Origin of the sequence: Rhizobium phaseoli, from assembly GCF_001664385.1 — a bacterium.
Lineage (GTDB): Bacteria > Pseudomonadota > Alphaproteobacteria > Rhizobiales > Rhizobiaceae > Rhizobium > Rhizobium phaseoli.
The window spans coordinates 187253-204146 of record NZ_CP013532.1; the positions used below are offsets into that span (position 1 = coordinate 187253).

Annotated in this window: 13 protein-coding genes; 3 read left to right on the forward strand and 10 right to left on the reverse strand. The window is 61.7% G+C overall.

The genetic code is table 11. The features are described from left to right. The first annotated feature begins 89 nt into the window (after window positions 1-89). A complete protein-coding gene (locus AMC88_RS00885) occupies window positions 90-1091 on the forward strand; it encodes a 2-hydroxyacid dehydrogenase (protein WP_004672637.1) in 1002 nt (333 codons plus the stop codon). 6 nt (window positions 1092-1097) lie between these two features. Here AMC88_RS00885 and AMC88_RS00890 read toward each other — a convergent pair whose 3' ends face one another. From AMC88_RS00890 to recF, 3 genes are read right to left on the reverse strand one after another with little or no spacing between them, the layout of a single operon-like run. Then, window positions 1098-1586: a GNAT family N-acetyltransferase gene (locus AMC88_RS00890; protein WP_064824665.1), complete on the reverse strand. Its 489-nt coding sequence runs from the start codon at window positions 1584-1586 to the stop codon at window positions 1098-1100. Beyond that, window positions 1583-2407, reverse strand: coding sequence for a molybdopterin-synthase adenylyltransferase MoeB (locus AMC88_RS00895; RefSeq protein ID WP_010021212.1), 825 nt, complete (start codon window positions 2405-2407; stop codon window positions 1583-1585). Before AMC88_RS00895 ends, AMC88_RS00890 begins: the two co-directional genes overlap by 4 nt. Further along, window positions 2404-3528: a DNA replication/repair protein RecF gene (gene recF / locus AMC88_RS00900; RefSeq protein WP_012482228.1), complete on the reverse strand. Its 1125-nt coding sequence runs from the start codon at window positions 3526-3528 to the stop codon at window positions 2404-2406. The genes AMC88_RS00895 and recF overlap by 4 nt, the downstream gene beginning before the upstream one ends. Before the next feature lie 398 nt (window positions 3529-3926). On the opposite strand from recF, the gene AMC88_RS00905 reads away from it, so the two are divergent. Then, entirely contained in the window at window positions 3927-4295 is a 369-nt protein-coding gene (locus AMC88_RS00905; protein ID WP_010010244.1) for a helix-turn-helix domain-containing protein, read from the forward strand. A gap of 120 nt (window positions 4296-4415) precedes the next feature. Here the strand turns inward: AMC88_RS00905 and AMC88_RS00910 are convergent, their stop codons facing one another. The 7 genes from AMC88_RS00910 to AMC88_RS00940 form a co-directional block, all read right to left on the reverse strand. Continuing rightward, window positions 4416-4616, reverse strand: a complete 201-nt coding sequence (locus AMC88_RS00910) for a hypothetical protein (protein WP_004672628.1) — start codon at window positions 4614-4616, stop codon at window positions 4416-4418. Window positions 4617-4972: 356 nt separating this feature from the next. Continuing rightward, window positions 4973-6100, reverse strand: a complete 1128-nt coding sequence (dnaJ, locus tag AMC88_RS00915) for a molecular chaperone DnaJ (RefSeq protein WP_004672627.1) — start codon at window positions 6098-6100, stop codon at window positions 4973-4975. Between the two features lie 85 nt (window positions 6101-6185). Continuing rightward, the gene (gene dnaK / locus AMC88_RS00920) at window positions 6186-8105 is read right to left on the reverse strand and encodes a molecular chaperone DnaK (protein ID WP_064824666.1); all 1920 of its coding nucleotides are present in this window, start codon (window positions 8103-8105) and stop codon (window positions 6186-6188) included. A gap of 348 nt (window positions 8106-8453) precedes the next feature. Further along, window positions 8454-10778, reverse strand: coding sequence for a transglycosylase domain-containing protein (locus AMC88_RS00925; RefSeq protein ID WP_012482231.1), 2325 nt, complete (start codon window positions 10776-10778; stop codon window positions 8454-8456). A gap of 247 nt (window positions 10779-11025) precedes the next feature. Then, window positions 11026-11247: a hypothetical protein gene (locus AMC88_RS00930; RefSeq protein ID WP_041683818.1), complete on the reverse strand. Its 222-nt coding sequence runs from the start codon at window positions 11245-11247 to the stop codon at window positions 11026-11028. Between the two features lie 499 nt (window positions 11248-11746). After that, window positions 11747-12436 carry an SH3 domain-containing protein gene (locus AMC88_RS00935; RefSeq protein WP_010023239.1) on the reverse strand — a complete coding sequence of 230 codons (690 nt, stop codon included), beginning with the start codon at window positions 12434-12436 and terminating at the stop codon, window positions 11747-11749. A gap of 388 nt (window positions 12437-12824) precedes the next feature. Next, window positions 12825-14213 (reverse strand): dipeptidase, encoded by a 1389-nt coding sequence (locus AMC88_RS00940; RefSeq protein WP_012482233.1) that lies wholly within the window; start codon window positions 14211-14213, stop codon window positions 12825-12827. Between the two features lie 211 nt (window positions 14214-14424). On the opposite strand from AMC88_RS00940, the gene AMC88_RS00945 reads away from it, so the two are divergent. Then, window positions 14425-16758 (forward strand): bifunctional diguanylate cyclase/phosphodiesterase, encoded by a 2334-nt coding sequence (locus AMC88_RS00945; RefSeq protein WP_012482234.1) that lies wholly within the window; start codon window positions 14425-14427, stop codon window positions 16756-16758. Window positions 16759-16894 lie beyond the last annotated feature (136 nt).

Consider the following 16894-nt stretch of genomic DNA (forward strand, 5'->3'; position numbering starts at 1 on the left):
CGCGTGCGGGTCTGGTAGAAAATGCCCGGAATGAGAAAGTTATCACCTTTCTTGGTTAAAGACCTCTGAACAAGGCACCACAGCCAGCCATGACAGCGAAGAAAAAACCGAAGGTCTACATCACCCGCAAGCTGCCGGATGCCGTCGAAACCCGCATGCGCGAGCTCTTCGACGCCGAGCTGAACATCGACGACGCGCCGCGCTCCGTGCCCGAGCTCATGGCGGCTGTCCGCACCGCCGACGTGCTCGTGCCGACGGTCACCGATCGCATCGACGCGGCGCTGATCGAAGCGGCCGGTCCGCAGATGAAGCTGATTGCCAGCTTCTCCAACGGCACGGACCATATCGACGTCGAGGCGGCGGCGCGCAAGGGCATCACCGTCACCAACACGCCGAATGTCCTGACCGAGGACACCGCCGACATGACGATGGCGCTGATTCTGGCGGTACCGAGACGGCTCGGCGAAGGGGCGCGGGTGTTGACCGACAAGCCGGGCGAATGGGCCGGCTGGTCTCCCACCTGGATGCTCGGCCGGCGCATTCACGGCAAGCGCATCGGCATCGTTGGCATGGGTCGCATTGGCACGGCGGTGGCCCGCCGCGCCAAAGCCTTCGGCCTTTCGATCCACTACCACAACCGCAAGCGCGTCAATCCGGCCGTCGAGGACGAGTTGGAGGCAACCTATTGGGAAAGCCTCGACCAGATGCTCGCCCGCGTCGACATCGTCTCGGTCAATTGTCCGTCGACGCCGGCAACCTTTCATCTGATCTCGGCACGCCGCCTGGCGCTGCTGCAGCCGACCGCCTACCTCGTCAACACCGCCCGCGGTGACGTGGTCGACGAAAGCGCGCTGATCAAATGCCTGAGGGAGGGCAAGATCGCCGGTGCCGGCCTCGACGTTTTCGAAAACGAACCGGCCGTCAACCCAAAGCTCGTCAAGCTCGCCAATGAGGGCAAGGTCGTGCTGCTGCCGCATATGAGCTCGGCGACGATCGAAGGCCGCATCGATATGGGCGACAAGGTAATCATCAATATCCGCACCTTCATCGACGGCCACAGGCCGCCGAACCGGGTGCTGCCTGGACGTTGATCCGGTTCAGACGGCCGGGGTCCGAGGCGCAAGCAACTTCCGCATCTCGATGAAGGTGGTTCTGGCAAAGCCCGGATGCGCCTTCTCGGCCGTTCTCGAAAATCCCCAGGCGGCAAAGACGGCATGATTTTCGGTGAGTTCGATGCGCGTCTCCAGCCGTAAAGCGGCAAGGCCAAGCGCTGCCGCGGTCTCCTCGGCGATTGCCAATAGCCGCTTGCCGAGCCCCTTGCCTTGAGCCTCGGGGAGAATGGCGAGCTTGCCGACATAGAGACAGTCCGCTTCCGGCCGCAGGAACAGGCAGCCGATCAGCCTTTCGTTTTCGATGACGACATGACCGATCTCGGCCTCGGCCTTTTCGGCCAGCGACCTCGTCGTCAGCTTGAGTGCGGAGGATGGGGGGTCGATCCTGCCGTTCATCGAAGCGAAGGCGGCGAGGATGAGTGCCAGCAGTTCGTCCCAGCGCGTGAAGCTCCGATCCAGGCGGAGGATCGTCATACGGCCTGCCCCTGCCTCTCCCGGCGGCGTTTATACCGTATCGTGTCGAACCGGGCCGAGAGCGCGTCATAGAGCAGCAGCCGTCCGATCAGCGGTTCGCCAGCGCCGGTGATCAGCTTGATCGCCTCCATCGCCATCATCGTGCCGATGACGCCGGTCAGCGCGCCGATGATGCCGGCTTCGGCGCAGGAGGGGACCAGACCCGCCGGCGGCGCTTCCGGAAACAGGTCGCGATATCTGGGATTTGCTGTTCCGTCCTCGCTGGTCTCATAGGGCTTGAGGACCGTCAGCGAACCGTCGAAACGCCCGACCGCGCCGGTAACAAGCGCAATCCGCGCCGCTTCAGCGGCGTCGGCGGCGGCATAACGCGTGTCGAAATTGTCGGAACCGTCGATCAGCAGGTCGAAGCCGGAGAGTTGCCGCTGGGCGGTCTCCGCGCAAAACCGTTCTTCGAAGCGGATGAGCCGCACATGCGGATTGAGCCTGGCAATGGCGAGCGCAGCACTCTCGATTTTCAATTCGCCGATCGTGCCGGAATCATGGATCACCTGGCGCTGCAGGTTGGAGAGCGACACCCGGTCATCATCGACGATGCCGAGCGTGCCGACACCGGCTGCCGCCAGATATTGGAGGATCGGCGCTCCGAGGCCGCCGGCGCCGATCACCAGCACGCGCGCGGCCTTCAGTCTCTGCTGGCCGGCGCCGCCGATCTCGGGGAGCAGGATGTGACGGTGATATCGGGCAATTTCGTCGGGGCTGAGCGGTTCCATGGCGGCGATGCTATCATGATGCCCGACGCCGGGAAAAGCCGCCTTCCTCATCCGAACACCTTTCCGTCGGCAACGGTGAAGAACTGCGCCCGGTCTGCGAGCGCTGAAAACATTGTCTGATCCGTGCCCGTCATGAAAGCCTGGCCGCCGAGCCCGTCGATGAGATCGAACAGCGCGGCGCGGCGGCCCTCGTCGAGATGGGCGGCGATCTCGTCGAGCAGCAGGATCGGCGCATGGCCGGTCAGATTGCCGACGAGCCGCGCATGTGCAAGCACGAGGCCGACGAGCAGCGCCTTCTGCTCACCGGTTGAGCAACGCTCGGCTTCCATCGCCTTTTCGCGGTGATGGACGATGAGATCGGCCCGGTGCGGCCCGTCCAGCGTGCGCCCGGCACTGGCGTCGCGGTACCGGCTCTCCGCCAGCATCGCCGCATATTCGTCCTCGAGGTCGACCGAGGGGCGGGAGAACTGGCCGTCCATGAAGCCCGAAAGCTGCAACGATGCCGAAGGGAAGGGCGAGCTCTCCGGCCTTTCCTCAATCAGCCGGGCGAGCAGGCCGAGCATTTCCTGCCGGGCGAGCGCCATGGCGATGCCGAGGCTTGCCATCTGCTCCTCGATGCCGGCAAGCCAGGAAGGATCGAAGCGGCCCTCATCCAGCAGCTTGTTGCGGCTGCGCATGGCCCGCTCGAAATCGCTCGCGCGGCGGCCATGGGCGGGATCGAGGGACAGCACCAGCCGGTCAAGAAAACGTCGGCGGTCGGAGGAGGCGCCGGTAAAGAGCCCGTCCATTGCCGGCGTCAGCCAGAGGAGGCGCAGATGATCGGTGAGTTCGTCGGCGGTCTTTGCCGGCGTCCCGTTGATACGCAGCTTGCGCGTAGTGGTCTCCTCGCCCGCTTCGATGCCGGTGCCGATCTCGACTTCGCCCTCCATGCCGTCAAGCGCGGCAAAGATCGAGAAGCCGCCGGCCGCGCCGACGCGGGTAATATCGCCATAGGCGGCGCGGCGCAGGCCCCGGCCCGGCGACAGCAGCGAAACCGCCTCCATGAGATTGGTCTTGCCGGCGCCGTTGTTTCCCGTCAGCACGGCATGCCGGCCGTCGAGGGCAAGGCTCACTGCCGCATAGTTGCGGAAGTCTGTCAGCTTCAGACGGGAAAGAGAAACCTTGTGCGGCATCGCGTGTCCGGGTTGGTGAAGCCTGACAGCTATGCCGAAGCGGCGTCGATAGCAAGGCTTGCGGTTCCGCCGCCCCAGATCGCGCGTAAAATAACCGGGCGGCATTTCCGCATGTTCCCGCAAGTGAGCGCTGATTCCGGAACTGTTCGGTACGCTTGTTTGGCAAATCCCAAAAAAATACAACCGCATCGAAGCGATCCGTCATCGTCTCCTCAGCCGCGGACAGCCATCGTCATTGCTTTCAAACTGCCTGGCAGCCAAGGGATCCGCAGCATTTTTTCGGATCGCTGACGTAAGGTAAAGCCCAGAAAAAGTCGGTTGAATTTTGCAACTGAAGGGTTGAGTTATGCGAGGGAAACGTTATGGTAAACGAAACGTTTGCGTATGAGAGAATGTAAGTGCCAGATCCGGTTGATATTATCGTTGGTCACAACATAAGACAGCTTCGCGCCCTTCGCCGGGTTTCTCAGCTCGAGCTTGGTGAAGCACTTGGACTGACCTTCCAGCAGATTCAGAAATATGAAAAGGGGACGAACCGCGTTTCTGCCAGCAAACTGCATCAGATCGCGGTTTTTCTCGATGTCGAAATCTCGGTTCTTTTCGAGGGAGCCGACATGCCGCAATTCGGCAGCCGTATCGAGCTCAGCCCGGACGCCTATGCGCTTGCCCTGAGTTACGACAAGCTGAATTCACCGGCAGGCAAGGAAGCGGTCAAGACCATCCTCACGCTTATAAGCAGTGGGCAGGCGGCCGAAAACGCCGCTTGATCCGAACCGGGAAATCAGCTTCCCCGCAGACAATGTGATCTGTTTAGCGCCGGGTTTCGGGCAAGCCCATGAACAGCGAGAGCAGAAACGCGCCGCGACGTCCGCCTTCGATAAGAAGTGTCAGTGAAATTCGCGCTCGTGCAACGCCGTCAGCAGATCGTCCTGCGTCTGGTGGCCGGCATGATAGAGGTCGATCGCGATACTGGCGATCGAAAGGCCCTGTTGGCTGCGAAGCTTGATGTTGCGCTCGGCGCACCATGTGTAAATGGCGCCGGCGAGAACGTCGACGTCGTCGTGCTGAGAGGAGAAGGCTGGCGCCATGGCAGTTACTCTTGTTTTGGTTGTTCCCCGAACGGAGCGCAGCGCCTGAAAGGACGGCTGTGATCGCTCCATGATTCCAATCTGCGCCTGATCCTTCGAAAACCGGTGCCGATCTCCGGTCATGCGCTGGCGACAGAGACTGAATTCATTTGGAAAACTTGCAAGCGCCATTATCCGGCTGCGTTAACGCCAGCCGACTTTCTTCCCGCTGCCGTGTCATTGCGGTACAAGTTTGCCGGCGCGCCGCGCGGATGTGCCAAAACGAGTCGGTATAACGAAAAAGCCGAGGACGTTTCCGTGCCCCGGCTTTCGAAACGACTATTTCGGTCGCGGCTTAGAGACCTTCCTGCATAGGCTCAGCCTTCGAAGAATTCCTTCATCCGGGCAAAGAAGCCCGTCGATTCCGGATTGTTCTCCTTGGAAGAAATCTGCTCGAACTCCTGCAGCAGCTCGCGCTGGCGCTTGGTGAGTTTTTGCGGGGTCTCGATCTGGATCTGGATATAGAGGTCGCCCGTCTGCGCCGAACGCAGCACCGGCATGCCCTTGCTCTTCAGGCGGAACTGTTTGCCCGCCTGCGTGCCCTCGGGCACGGTCACTCGCGATTTGGTGCCGTCGAGTGTCGCCACGTCGAAGGTTCCGCCGAGCGCCGCCGTCGTCATCGAGATCGGGACGGCGCAATAGAGATCGGCTCCATCGCGCTGGTAGAATTCATGCGGCTTCACCGATAGGAAGATATAGAGGTCGCCCGCCGGGCCGCCGCGCGCGCCGGCTTCGCCCTCGCCTTGCAGGCGGATGCGCGTGCCGTCCTCGATGCCGGCGGGAATGTTGACCGAAAGCGAACGCTCCTCCGTCACCCGGCCTTGACCGTGGCACTTCGGGCAGGGATCGGGAATGATCTGGCCGCGGCCGTGGCAGGTCGGGCAGGTCCGCTCGATCGAGAAGAAGCCCTGCGCCGCACGCACGCGCCCCGAGCCCTGGCAGGTACCGCAGTTCTTCGGCTGCGTGCCGGGCTTTGCGCCCGACCCCGAACAGACGTCGCAGGTGATCGACGTCGGCACCCGGATCTGCGCCGTCTTGCCGGAAAAGGCCTCTTCCAGCGTGATTTCCATGTTGTAGCGAAGATCGGCGCCGCGTTCGCGCCCGCCCGACGAGCGCTGGCGCGCCCGGCCGCCGCCCATCATCTCGCCGAAAATATCCTCGAAGATGTCGGAGAAGCCGCCGCCGGCAAAGCCGCCGCCACCGCCGCCCATACCGCCATGTTCGAAGGCAGCATGGCCGTAACGATCATAGGCCGCCCGCTTCTGCGGGTCCTTGAGCATCTCGTAGGCTTCGTTGATTTCCTTGAACTTCCGTTCGGCGTCCTTGTCATCCGGGTTCTTGTCCGGATGGTATTTCATCGCCAGCTTTCGGAAGGCGCTCTTCAGCTCTTTCTCGTCCGCCGACTTGGCTACACCCAGAGTTTCGTAAAAGTCCGCTTTTGCCATTAAGGATTAAACCCCGGAAATGGATTTCCGGCTGCCATGGTGAGCAGCCGGATCAGGTGTTGAAGCATTACCACGCCGCCGCGGATTACGCGGACTTCTTGCGGTCGTCGTCCTTGATTTCCTCGTAGTCAGCGTCGACGACATTGTCGCCGCCTTCTTCCGCGGAGGCATCGGCAGTAGCGCCGCCTTCGGCCTGCTGTGCTTCATAAATCGCCTGGCCGAGTTTCATGGAAACTTCCATCAGCGTCTGGGTCTTGGCCTTGATGTCTTCGGCGTCGGCTTCGGTCGCCTCGGTCGCGGACTTCAGCGCGGCGATCGCATCCGAGATCGCAGTGCGGTCGGCTTCGGAAACCTTGTCGCCGTAATCCTTCAGCGACTTTTCCGTCGAGTGGATCAGGCTTTCGGCCTGGTTCTTGGCTTCCACGGCCTCACGGCGCTTCTTGTCTTCGGCCGCATGCGACTCGGCATCCTTGACCATCTTCTCGATGTCGGCATCGGAGAGGCCGCCGGAAGCCTGGATGCGGATCTGCTGTTCCTTGCCGGTGCCCTTGTCCTTGGCCGAAACCTGGACGATGCCGTTGGCGTCGATGTCGAAGGTCACTTCGATCTGCGGCACGCCGCGCGGCGACGGCGGCAGGCCGACGAGGTCGAACTGGCCGAGCAGCTTGTTGTCGGCAGCCATTTCGCGCTCGCCCTGCGAAACGCGGATAGTGACGGCCTGCTGGTTGTCTTCGGCGGTCGAGAAGGTCTGGCTCTTCTTCGTCGGGATCGTGGTGTTGCGTTCGATCAGGCGGGTGAAGACGCCGCCGAGCGTTTCGATGCCGAGCGACAGCGGGGTCACGTCGAGGAGCAGAACGTCCTTGACGTCACCCTGGAGAACGCCGGCCTGGATGGCGGCGCCGAGAGCGACGACTTCATCCGGGTTGACGCCCTTGTGCGGCTCTTTGCCGAACAGCTGCTTGACGACTTCCTGTACCTTCGGCATGCGGCTCATGCCGCCGACGAGAACAACTTCGTCGATTTCGGCAGCGGTGACGCCGGCATCCTTGAGAGCGGCCTTGCAGGGCGCGATCGTGCGCTGGACGAGATCGTCGACCAGGCTTTCGAGCTTGGCGCGGGTCAGCTTCAGCGTCAGATGCTTCGGACCGGAGGCATCCGCCGTGATGAACGGCAGGTTGATTTCGGTCTGCTGCGAAGAGGACAGCTCGATCTTGGCCTTTTCGGCAGCTTCCTTGAGGCGCTGCAGGGCAAGCTTGTCGTTCTTCAGGTCGATGCCGTTGTCCTTCTTGAATTCGGCAACGAGATATTCGACGAGACGCATGTCGAAGTCTTCACCGCCGAGGAAGGTATCGCCGTTGGTGGACTTCACTTCGAAGACGCCGTCGCCGATCTCAAGGATCGAAATATCGAAGGTGCCGCCGCCAAGGTCGTAGACGGCGATCGTCTTGCCGTCCTTCTTGTCGAGGCCGTAGGCGAGAGCGGCAGCGGTCGGCTCGTTGATGATGCGCAGCACTTCGAGGCCGGCGATCTTGCCGGCATCCTTGGTTGCCTGGCGTTGAGCGTCATTGAAATAGGCCGGAACGGTGATGACCGCCTTCTCGACCTTTTCGCCGAGATAGGATTCGGCCGTTTCCTTCATCTTCTGAAGGATCATCGCGGAAATCTGTGCGGGCGAGTAGCCCTTGCCATTGGCTTCGACCCAGGCGTCGCCATTGTCGCCCTTGACGATGCTGAAGGGAACGAGATGCTTGTCCTTCTCGACGGTCGGATCTTCGTAGCGGCGGCCGATCAGGCGCTTGACTGCAAAGAGCGTGTTCGTCGGGTTGGTGACCGCCTGGCGCTTGGCAGGCTGGCCGACGAGGCGCTCGCCGTCATCGGAAAAAGCCACCATGGAAGGGGTCGTGCGCGCACCTTCCGCATTCTCGATGACCTTCGCGTCCTTGCCGTCCATGACTGCGACGCAGGAATTCGTCGTTCCAAGGTCGATACCAATTACTTTTGCCATGTCATTCTCTCCTTGAAGCAAGCTGTCGGAACCCCCAGAAGGCATTTCCCTGACAGCCCCTTACGGGATGGGTCTACTTAAGATTACGCAATCGTGATTGCGGTGATGCGGCGTATATAAGGAGCGGTTTTCTGGACTGCAAGGCGGGAAATAGCCCGGAATCCAGCAAAACGAATGTGTTGCCTCCAATTTTGGCAGCAGCCGGGAAAGCAATCTGCCCATAGCAGGAAAGCGGTGGATTTCTGCGCGAGTTCTGCAACGGCATGCGGCGGTTTTGCGGCAGAGACATGCGAGAGGCAAAGGCCCCGAGCATCGCAGCCGAATCTGAAGGGACGCGATGCAAAAATCTCACTGCCCCATGATCAGATCGAGCAATGTGGTGCGTCGCGGCTGCACCGAAGAGGTCGTCTGGGGCGTCCCGACATCGCCCGGCGGCACGACGTTTCCATAGCCGGACCCGTCGCCTTCGGCAATGTCGGCAGGCGGAACCGGACCGTTTCCTGACGGCGCAGTTTGCTGCCGAACGGGCGCCTGCGGATAGCGGTTGGCATTCTCGTTGCCGCCGAAGACACCGGAAATGATGCCGCCGATTGTCGTGGGCGGCGGCGCTTCGGCCGTGACCGGCTGCCCGCCGTCCGGTGCCGTCTGCGCCATCGGCTGGCCGTCGGGATCGCCGATCAGCTGGCCGTTGCCGAAGAGCGGCGCCGGCGAAAGACCCTTGTGGGCGGCGATCATGAATTCCTTCCAGGCTTTGGCCGGCAGGCCGCCGCCCGTCACCTTCTTCATCGGCTTGCCGTCGTCATTGCCGAACCAGACGCCTGTCGTGAGGTTGCTGGTGAAGCCGACGAAGAGCGCGTCGCGTGAATTCTGCGTCGTGCCGGTCTTTCCCGCCGCCTGCCACCCGGGAATCTTTGCGCTCTTGCCGGTGCCGTTGTCGATTACGCCCATCATCATCGCATCCATCTCGGCGGCGATCTGCTCGGACAGCACACGCGGCGGGCTGTCATAGGTATTTTCGTAGAGAACCTTGCCGTCTGCGGTCGTCACCCGGCGGATGACGTGCGGCGTCGCCTTGTAGCCGCCGTTCATGAAGGCGGCATAGGAGGCGGTGAGTTCCATCAGCGACACTTCGGATGTCCCGAGCGCAATCGAGGCGTTCGGCTGCAGTTCGCTTTCGATGCCGAGCCGGTGGGCAAGCTTGATCACCTGGTCGGGCCCATCATACATCACCAGCTGCGCGGCAACCGTGTTCAGCGACTTGGAAAGCGCGGTGGCGAGCGTCACTTCGCCATTGTATTTCTTCTCGTAATTCTCCGGCGTCCAGTCGCCGATGCGGATCGGCGCGTCGTTGAACACCGAAAACGGCGTCAGTCCCTTTTCCAGTGCTGCGGCATAGACGAAAGGCTTGAACGAGGATCCCGGCTGGCGCTTGGCCTTGACGGCGCGGTTGAACTGGCTCGTTGCATAGTCCCTGCCGCCGACCAGCGCCCGGATGGCGCCGGTGCCGTCGATCGAGACGAGGGCTGCCTGCGAGGCGTCGAGCTTGCCGCCTTCCTTGTCGAGCACATCGACCAGCGATTGCTCGGCCTTCTTTTCCAGTGACTTGTCGATGGTCGTATCGACGATGACGTCTTCCTTGACGTCGCCGATCAGGCCCGGCAGTTCATCCATCACCATGTCGGCGACATAATGTCCGGCGCCCGACCAGTAACTCTTGGCCGAAGCCGGGGTCTGCGACATCGCGGTCTTGACCTCGGAATCGGAGATGAAACCCTGTTCGCGCATCGCCGCGAGCACGAGCTGGGCGCGTGCGTTCGCGGCCTCGGCGTCGCGGGCCGGCGAAAGCCGCGACGGCGCCTTGAGCAGGCCGGCCAGCACGGCGGCCTCGCCGAGGTTTACGTCGCGCGCCGATTTGTTGAAATAGCGCCTCGACGCCGCCTCGACGCCATAGGCGTTCGATCCGAAGAACACCCGGTTGAGATACATCGCAAGGATCTGGTCCTTGGTGTATTTCTGCTCCAGCCAGAGCGAAAGCAGCACTTCCTGCACCTTGCGCTCCAGGGTTCTTTCCGGAGAGAGGAAGAGGTTCTTGGCAAGCTGCTGCGTCAGCGTCGAGCCGCCTTGCACCATGTGCCCGGCCGTGAAATTGGTGACGATCGCCCGGCCGAGGCCGAGCGGATCGACGCCGAAATGCGAATAGAAGCGCCGGTCTTCGATGGCGATGACGGCTTCGGGAATATAGGGTGACATATTTTCGAGCGACAGCGCCTCGCCGCCGGTGGCGCCGCGATTGGCAATGACGCTGCCATCGACGGCGGTGATCTTGACGTTCGGCGGCCGCTCGGGAATCGCCCATGTGCTGGCGCTCGGCATGCGCGAACCATAATAGACGACAAGCCCGGCAACGCCGATGCCGGCCCAGATGAACAGCACGACGCACCAGTAGACCACACGGCGCAGAAAACCGAATAAGCCGCCGCCGGCACGCTCGCGCGGCTCGCGCCGCCGCTGGCGGGCGGCGCGCTGGGGTGGGGGCCTGGAACCGCCGCGCCGCGTTGATCTGCTGCCGACGACGCGGTCATCGGCATCGAGCGAAAATTCGTCATCGTCGCGGGCCGGGCGGCCGCTGAAGGACGGTTCTATTCTGTCGCTTGATCTGCCTCTGCCTGCCATCGCCGACCGGTCGCATCCCCTGTTCGATCGCGAAGCCCGCTTCGCATAAAGGCGCCCCTGCAGCGCCGCGTGTCTTTTCAGACGCGCAAAGAACGCTATAGCCCTTCGAAGGGCTGCATGATTTGCCTTCAACCGCTTCCGGTTCAAGGAACGACGCAGCAGCCGACGCGATCATCCGGTTGAACTGTAATTGCGGCGATTTAACGGGGTGTTAAAGATCGTCAAACGACGGCCTCGCCTTGCCGCTTCAATATTGGCGGGCTTCGTAATCGTCGAGCGTTTCCGGATCCTGCTTATATTCCCACTCGCCCAGATGAAAGCGGCGCCAGATCTGGCCGGAAGGGTTCAGGCTTGCCCCATCGGTCAGGCGTACGGGAAGGATGGGGTTGTATTTATGCCAAACGGTAACGTCCGTGGCGGCCGGCCGGGGGCCGAACAGCCCGAAGAGAGCCAGGTAATCTTGCGTCATCAGGGTTCCAGCCTCGAACGGATCAGGATCGATCCGCATATCGCAAAATTGCTATAAGGACCCCGGCAAAACAAGAGCGACATGCTGCACTCACAGCAAATTGTCACTGACCTCGCGCGGACCGAGGCTTTCCGCAGCCGCTGCCTCGCTGCCATTCGGTCACGCGCGCGGAGTGCGGGAATCGCACGCCTATCGCGGTCCGTCCCGTCGCGGCCACAGGTGGCATAAACAAAGACCAGCGACGCGTTGCACCGATCAAATGCGATTTCTGATTTAAGGAATTATGCGAGAGGGCGGAACCAATAGGCTCGACGATTGTTTAGTGAGCAGCGGGACACCCCCTCACGTCCCGCTTATGATCGGCCGTCTCCCCTCAACGCGCGCCGATCGACATCAGGCCCGGTGCATCCCCCAAAGGAGCGCCGGGCTTTTTTCTGGCACTGCGGCGCATTGAACCCGCTCGTGAAGAAAGGGCGGCATTGCTGCCGCCCTCGATATTTCAGTTGTCGCAGGATGGATCGCCCGGGCGGCAGACAAAGGGCGAGGCCCTGGGATCCGGGCGATTGTAGGTATCGGCCTTCCCGCCCCTGAACTGCGGCAGATCGCGGAAATTCGAACTCCTGTTGTCGTCATCCCTGCGGACCTCTCTGCGGCGCTCCTCCCTGCGGTCGTCGTCGCGCCGGTCCCGGTCACGATCCCGGTATTCGCGGGCCTGGTAATCCCGATCCCGATACTCGCGCCGCCGGTAATCCCTATCGCTGTAGTCTCGGTCGCGGTAATAGTAGTCCGGGCCGCGGCTCCAGCGATCACGCTCGCGATAGAAATCGCGGTGGCGGTAGTAGCGGTCCCAATAATTGCCGACGCTGAAGGTAACCATCGGAATGCCGAGAGGACGGTAATATTCGGGACCGACATAGACGCGGCGTTGCTGGTAGACGGCCTGCACATACTGGCCGGAAACCCAGCCGCGGCCGCCGTAGAATTCGACGTCGCACCAGTTGACGTTGGAAAGACATCCGCGGATTTCGACGGAAGAACCGGCGGGGATGACTGCGACGGCAGGATAGCGCGTGCTCGGTCCCGCACGCATGTTGACATTGGCCGTCGAGTAACCCTCGGCGGCGTGGGCCATCGCCGGAGCCAGCACAAGCAGTGCGGCCGCGGCGATCTTGACGATGAGGTTTTTCACGCTTCTCGCTCCTGGTTGGCGTGTTTTCAGCAGCGCTTAGCTGCGCTTTCTTGAGGCATATGCCATAAGGCACAAAGATAGAGCGATCGCCGGCACTTGTTAGGGCGGCACCATCTTCCTTGTCTTTCAAAGGCTTATATGAAGTCGCGATGAACGCAGCTTGAACGAGGGGGATTTTGTGATGCAACATGGCGTCTCGATAAGGGAGACGCTTGTGCAGCTGTCGTTAACCGCTCGTTAACCTTTCGAAGGCAGTCTCGTTGCAATACCGCTTTCTCCTTGACCACGGATGAACTGGCACTGAGACGAGCGGATGACGAAAAGGCCGGTTTGAACCGGCCTTTTTGTTGTCGCGATTTTTCGTGCGGCGCGGGACGCGGCCAGCCCCTCAGGCGGCAAGCGCCTGAAGAATCCGCACCCAGGAGCGGATGCCCTTGTGATAGGAGACAAGCTCGTATTTTTCGTTCGGTGAATGGATGCGGTCGTCGCTGAGACCGAAGCCGACGAGCAGCGATTCCATGCCGAGCATCTTCTGGAAGTCGCCGACGATCGGAATCGAGCCGCCCATGCCGATGACGATGGCGGGTTTCGGCCATTCGTCGGAAAGCGCCGTCTTTGCCTTGGTCAGCAGCGGCGAGTCATAGGAGAGATGAATCGCCGGCGAGCCGCCATGCGGATGGAATTCGACCGAGCAGTCGGCCGGAATTTTCGATCTGATATAGCTGCGGAAAGCCTCGCGGATGGCGGTCGGATCCTGGGTGCCGACGAGCCGGAACGAAACCTTTGCCGACGCCTTGGCGGCGATCACCGTCTTGAAGCCTTCGCCGGTATATCCGCCCCAGATGCCGTTGACTTCGGCGGTCGGCCGCGCCCAGGTCAGTTCCAGCACCGAGCGGCCCTTCTCGCCGGAGGGAATGGAAAGGCCGACTTCGCCGAGGAATTTTTCCGCGCTCTTGCCGAGCGTCTCCCATGACGCCTTGATATTGTCGGGCGTTTCCTCGACACCGTCATAGAAGCCGTCAAGCGTGATGCGGCCCGTCTCGTCATGCAGGCCGGCAAGCGCCTCGACGAGAATATGGATCGGATTTGCCGCCGCGCCGCCAAAAAGACCGGAATGCAGATCGCGGTCGGCGGCGGTGACGACCACCTCCTCGCCGACGAGGCCGCGCAGCGCCGCGGCGATTGCCGGCGTGTCGCGGTCCCACATGCCGGTATCACAGACAAGCGCATAATCGGCCTTCAACTCGGCGGCATTGGCTTCGAGGAAAGGTTTCAGCGACGGCGAGCCCGATTCTTCCTCGCCCTCGAAGAGAATGGTGATACGGCAGGGAAGCGCGCCGTTGATCTCCTTGTAGGCGCGGCAGGCTTCGACGAAGGTCATCAGCTGGCCTTTGTCATCCGACGTGCCGCGGCCGGTCAGGATCTTGCGGCCCTCACCGATATCCTTGATCGACGGCTCGAAGGGATCGTTTTCCCAGAGCTCGATCGGATCGACCGGCTGCACGTCGTAGTGGCCGTAGAACAGAAGGTGCGGCGCGTCGGCGGAAGCGCCGGCATGATGGGCGACCACCATCGGATGACCGGGCGTGTCACGCACCGAAGCGTCGAAGCCGATGCCTTGGAGATAGGCGACCAGCCATTCGGCGGCTTTCCGGCACTCCGCCTTGAAGGCGGGATCGGTGGAAATCGACCGGATGCGCAGAAGCTCGAACAGCTTTTCCAGACTCGAGGAAAGGTTCTGATCCGCGCGCGCAAGCACCTGTTGTACATCCGTCATTTTCGACTCCTTTTTGAAATTTGGCCGGACGATAGACCAAACCAGCAGGGCAGGCGAGGCGGAAAAAGCAAAAGCGGGCTGGCGAAGCGGCCAGATCTGGATCAGCGTCTGCAAGATTTGTCGGATGGTATAGAAGAACATCCTAATTCAATTTACAGTTATTTAGCACAACCAAACTAGCCTGACCGAATTCAGCTGTACGAGGGGCGAGATGTTTTCGGTCATTACTTGTATTCGCGACGATCACGATTGGCGGCTGGTGCTTGCGGCGGCCGCGGTCTGCCTCATCGGCGCGATGGCAGCGATGCTGCCGCTTTCCCGCGCCCAGGAATGCGACGCCGGGCGTCGCAAGCTCTGGATCGGCGCGTCGGCATTCGCCTTCGGCACCGGCGTCTGGGCGACCCATTTCATCGCAATGCTGGCCTATGACGGCGGCATGCCGATCAGCTACCAGCTGGGCCTGACGGCGCTTTCCTTCCTCTTGTCGGTTGCCGGTTCGTGGGCGGCGATCCTCGTCGCTTCGAAAGGCCGGGGCAGGTTCTCGAGCATCCAAGGCGGTGTGCTGATGGCGCTCGGCATCGCCGCGATGCACCTGACGGGCATGCAGGCGATCGAGACACAGGCGGAAATCCTCTACGATCCTTATATGACCGTGACTGCGGTACTCGCGGGGGCGCTGCTGTCGAGCATTGCCTTCCACGCCTTCTTCCACCTGAAGGGACTGAGACGGCTCCTTGCCTCGTCGATCACCTTCGTCCTTGCGATCTGCGCACTCCACTTCATTTCGATGGCCAGCATCACGCTCGTGCCCGATCCCGGCAAAGAGGTTCCGGCAACGGTGCTGGATACCAGCCTGCTGGCAACGATCGTCGTGGTGGCGGCGACGGCTCTCATTCTGATCGCCATTGCCGTGGCCTTTTTCGAAAGCCACCTGACGGATCTCAGGGGACTCGCAAATGCGTCACAAGAAGGATTGGTGATCCTGCGGGAGGGTAGGATTATCGATACCAACGAACGCTTTCAGGGACTTTCCGGCTGGAAGCTTGCCGATCTCTCGGGCAAGGCGCCCTCCATTGTCTTGACCGCCGTCCAGGGACAGAACAGGCCCGGCGAGACGCTGCTCAAAACCAGGAACGGCAGGGAGATCGCCGTCGAAGTGAACACGAGCAGGATCGTCTATCGCGGCCACAACTGCGACGTGCTGGCGGTGCGCGATCTTACCGAGCGCCGGCAGGCCGAGGAGATCATCGAACACCTCGCCCACCACGATGTTCTCACCGACCTTCCAAATCGGTCGTTGTTCGACAAGCGCATTCGCCAGGCGCTGCAGATGGCCAAGGGAAAGAACAGCGAGGTTGCCCTCTTCTATATCGATCTCGATCGTTTCAAGACCGTCAACGATATTTTCGGCCACGCCGAGGGCGACCGCATTCTTTGCAAAGTCGCGGCAATCCTGCGTCGCGTGGCCGATGAACGCGATACGATCGCCCGTCTCGGCGGCGATGAGTTTGCCATCATTCAGTCCGCCGGACAGCAACCGGCGGCGGCGCAGAAGCTCGCAGCCGCGATCCTCGACGAATTCGCCGCCGAGATGGATATGGCGCGCGACCCGACCGCCGTCGGCGTCAGCCTCGGTATTGCTCTTTATCCGGCCGACGGAAGCGATCCGGACGAGATCTGCAACAACGCCGATATCGCACTCTATCGGGTCAAGCACGGCGGTCGCGGCAAGGCCTGTTTCTTCAATGCGGAAATGGACGAGGCCACGCGAGCCCGCCGCCAGATCGAAAGCGAACTGCGCCACGCCATTATTCGCAATCAGATCCATGTCAGCTATCAGCCGGTTCTTGATGCACAGAGCGGCGAGATCAGCGGATACGAGGCCTTGATGCGCTGGAACCGGCCGGGCCACGGCCTGAGCGAGCCGGATATTTTTATTCCGATCGCGGAGGAAAGCGGGTCGATCGTCCAGCTCGGCGAATGGGTGCTGCAGCAGGCCTGCAAGGAGGCCGCTCGCTGGCCGGATCCGCTGAGGATCGCCGTCAATGTCTCACCGGTGCAGTTCATGCTGCCAAACCTATGCGAGCGGATCGAGGCTATCCTCAAGGAAACGGGGCTTGCGCCCGCCCGGCTGGAAATCGAGATCACCGAGGCCGCTCTCATCCGTGATCGCGACCGGGTGATGGCCACGCTGCAGCGTCTGCGCAGTCTGGGTGTCCACATCGTCATGGACGACTTCGGCACCGGCTTCTCCTCGCTTTCCAACCTGCGAACCTTCCCTTTCGACAAGATCAAGGTCGACCGCAGCTTCACCGGCATGTTGGAGCATGACGCGGCGGCGCGCTCGATCGTGCGCGCGATCATCGGCCTCGGTCACAGTCTCGGCATGCCTGTCGTGACGGAGGGCGTCGAAACCGAGGCGCAGCGCCAGATCGTCGTCGAAGAAGGCTGTGCGCAGGTACAGGGGTTTTTACTCGGCAGACCGGATGTCGAGCCGAGCATCAAGCTCGCCGCCGGCGAAAGTTTGCTGGCCTCGACAGCCTAATGCATGTCGCCCGAAAGTGTGCAGCGGTTCGGGGACAACGACATGCATAAAAACAAAAGGCTAAAGCGCGTCACATGAATCAAATTTGATGTGACGCGCTTTAAACGGACGATCCGTCGATGCCGTGGCGACGACC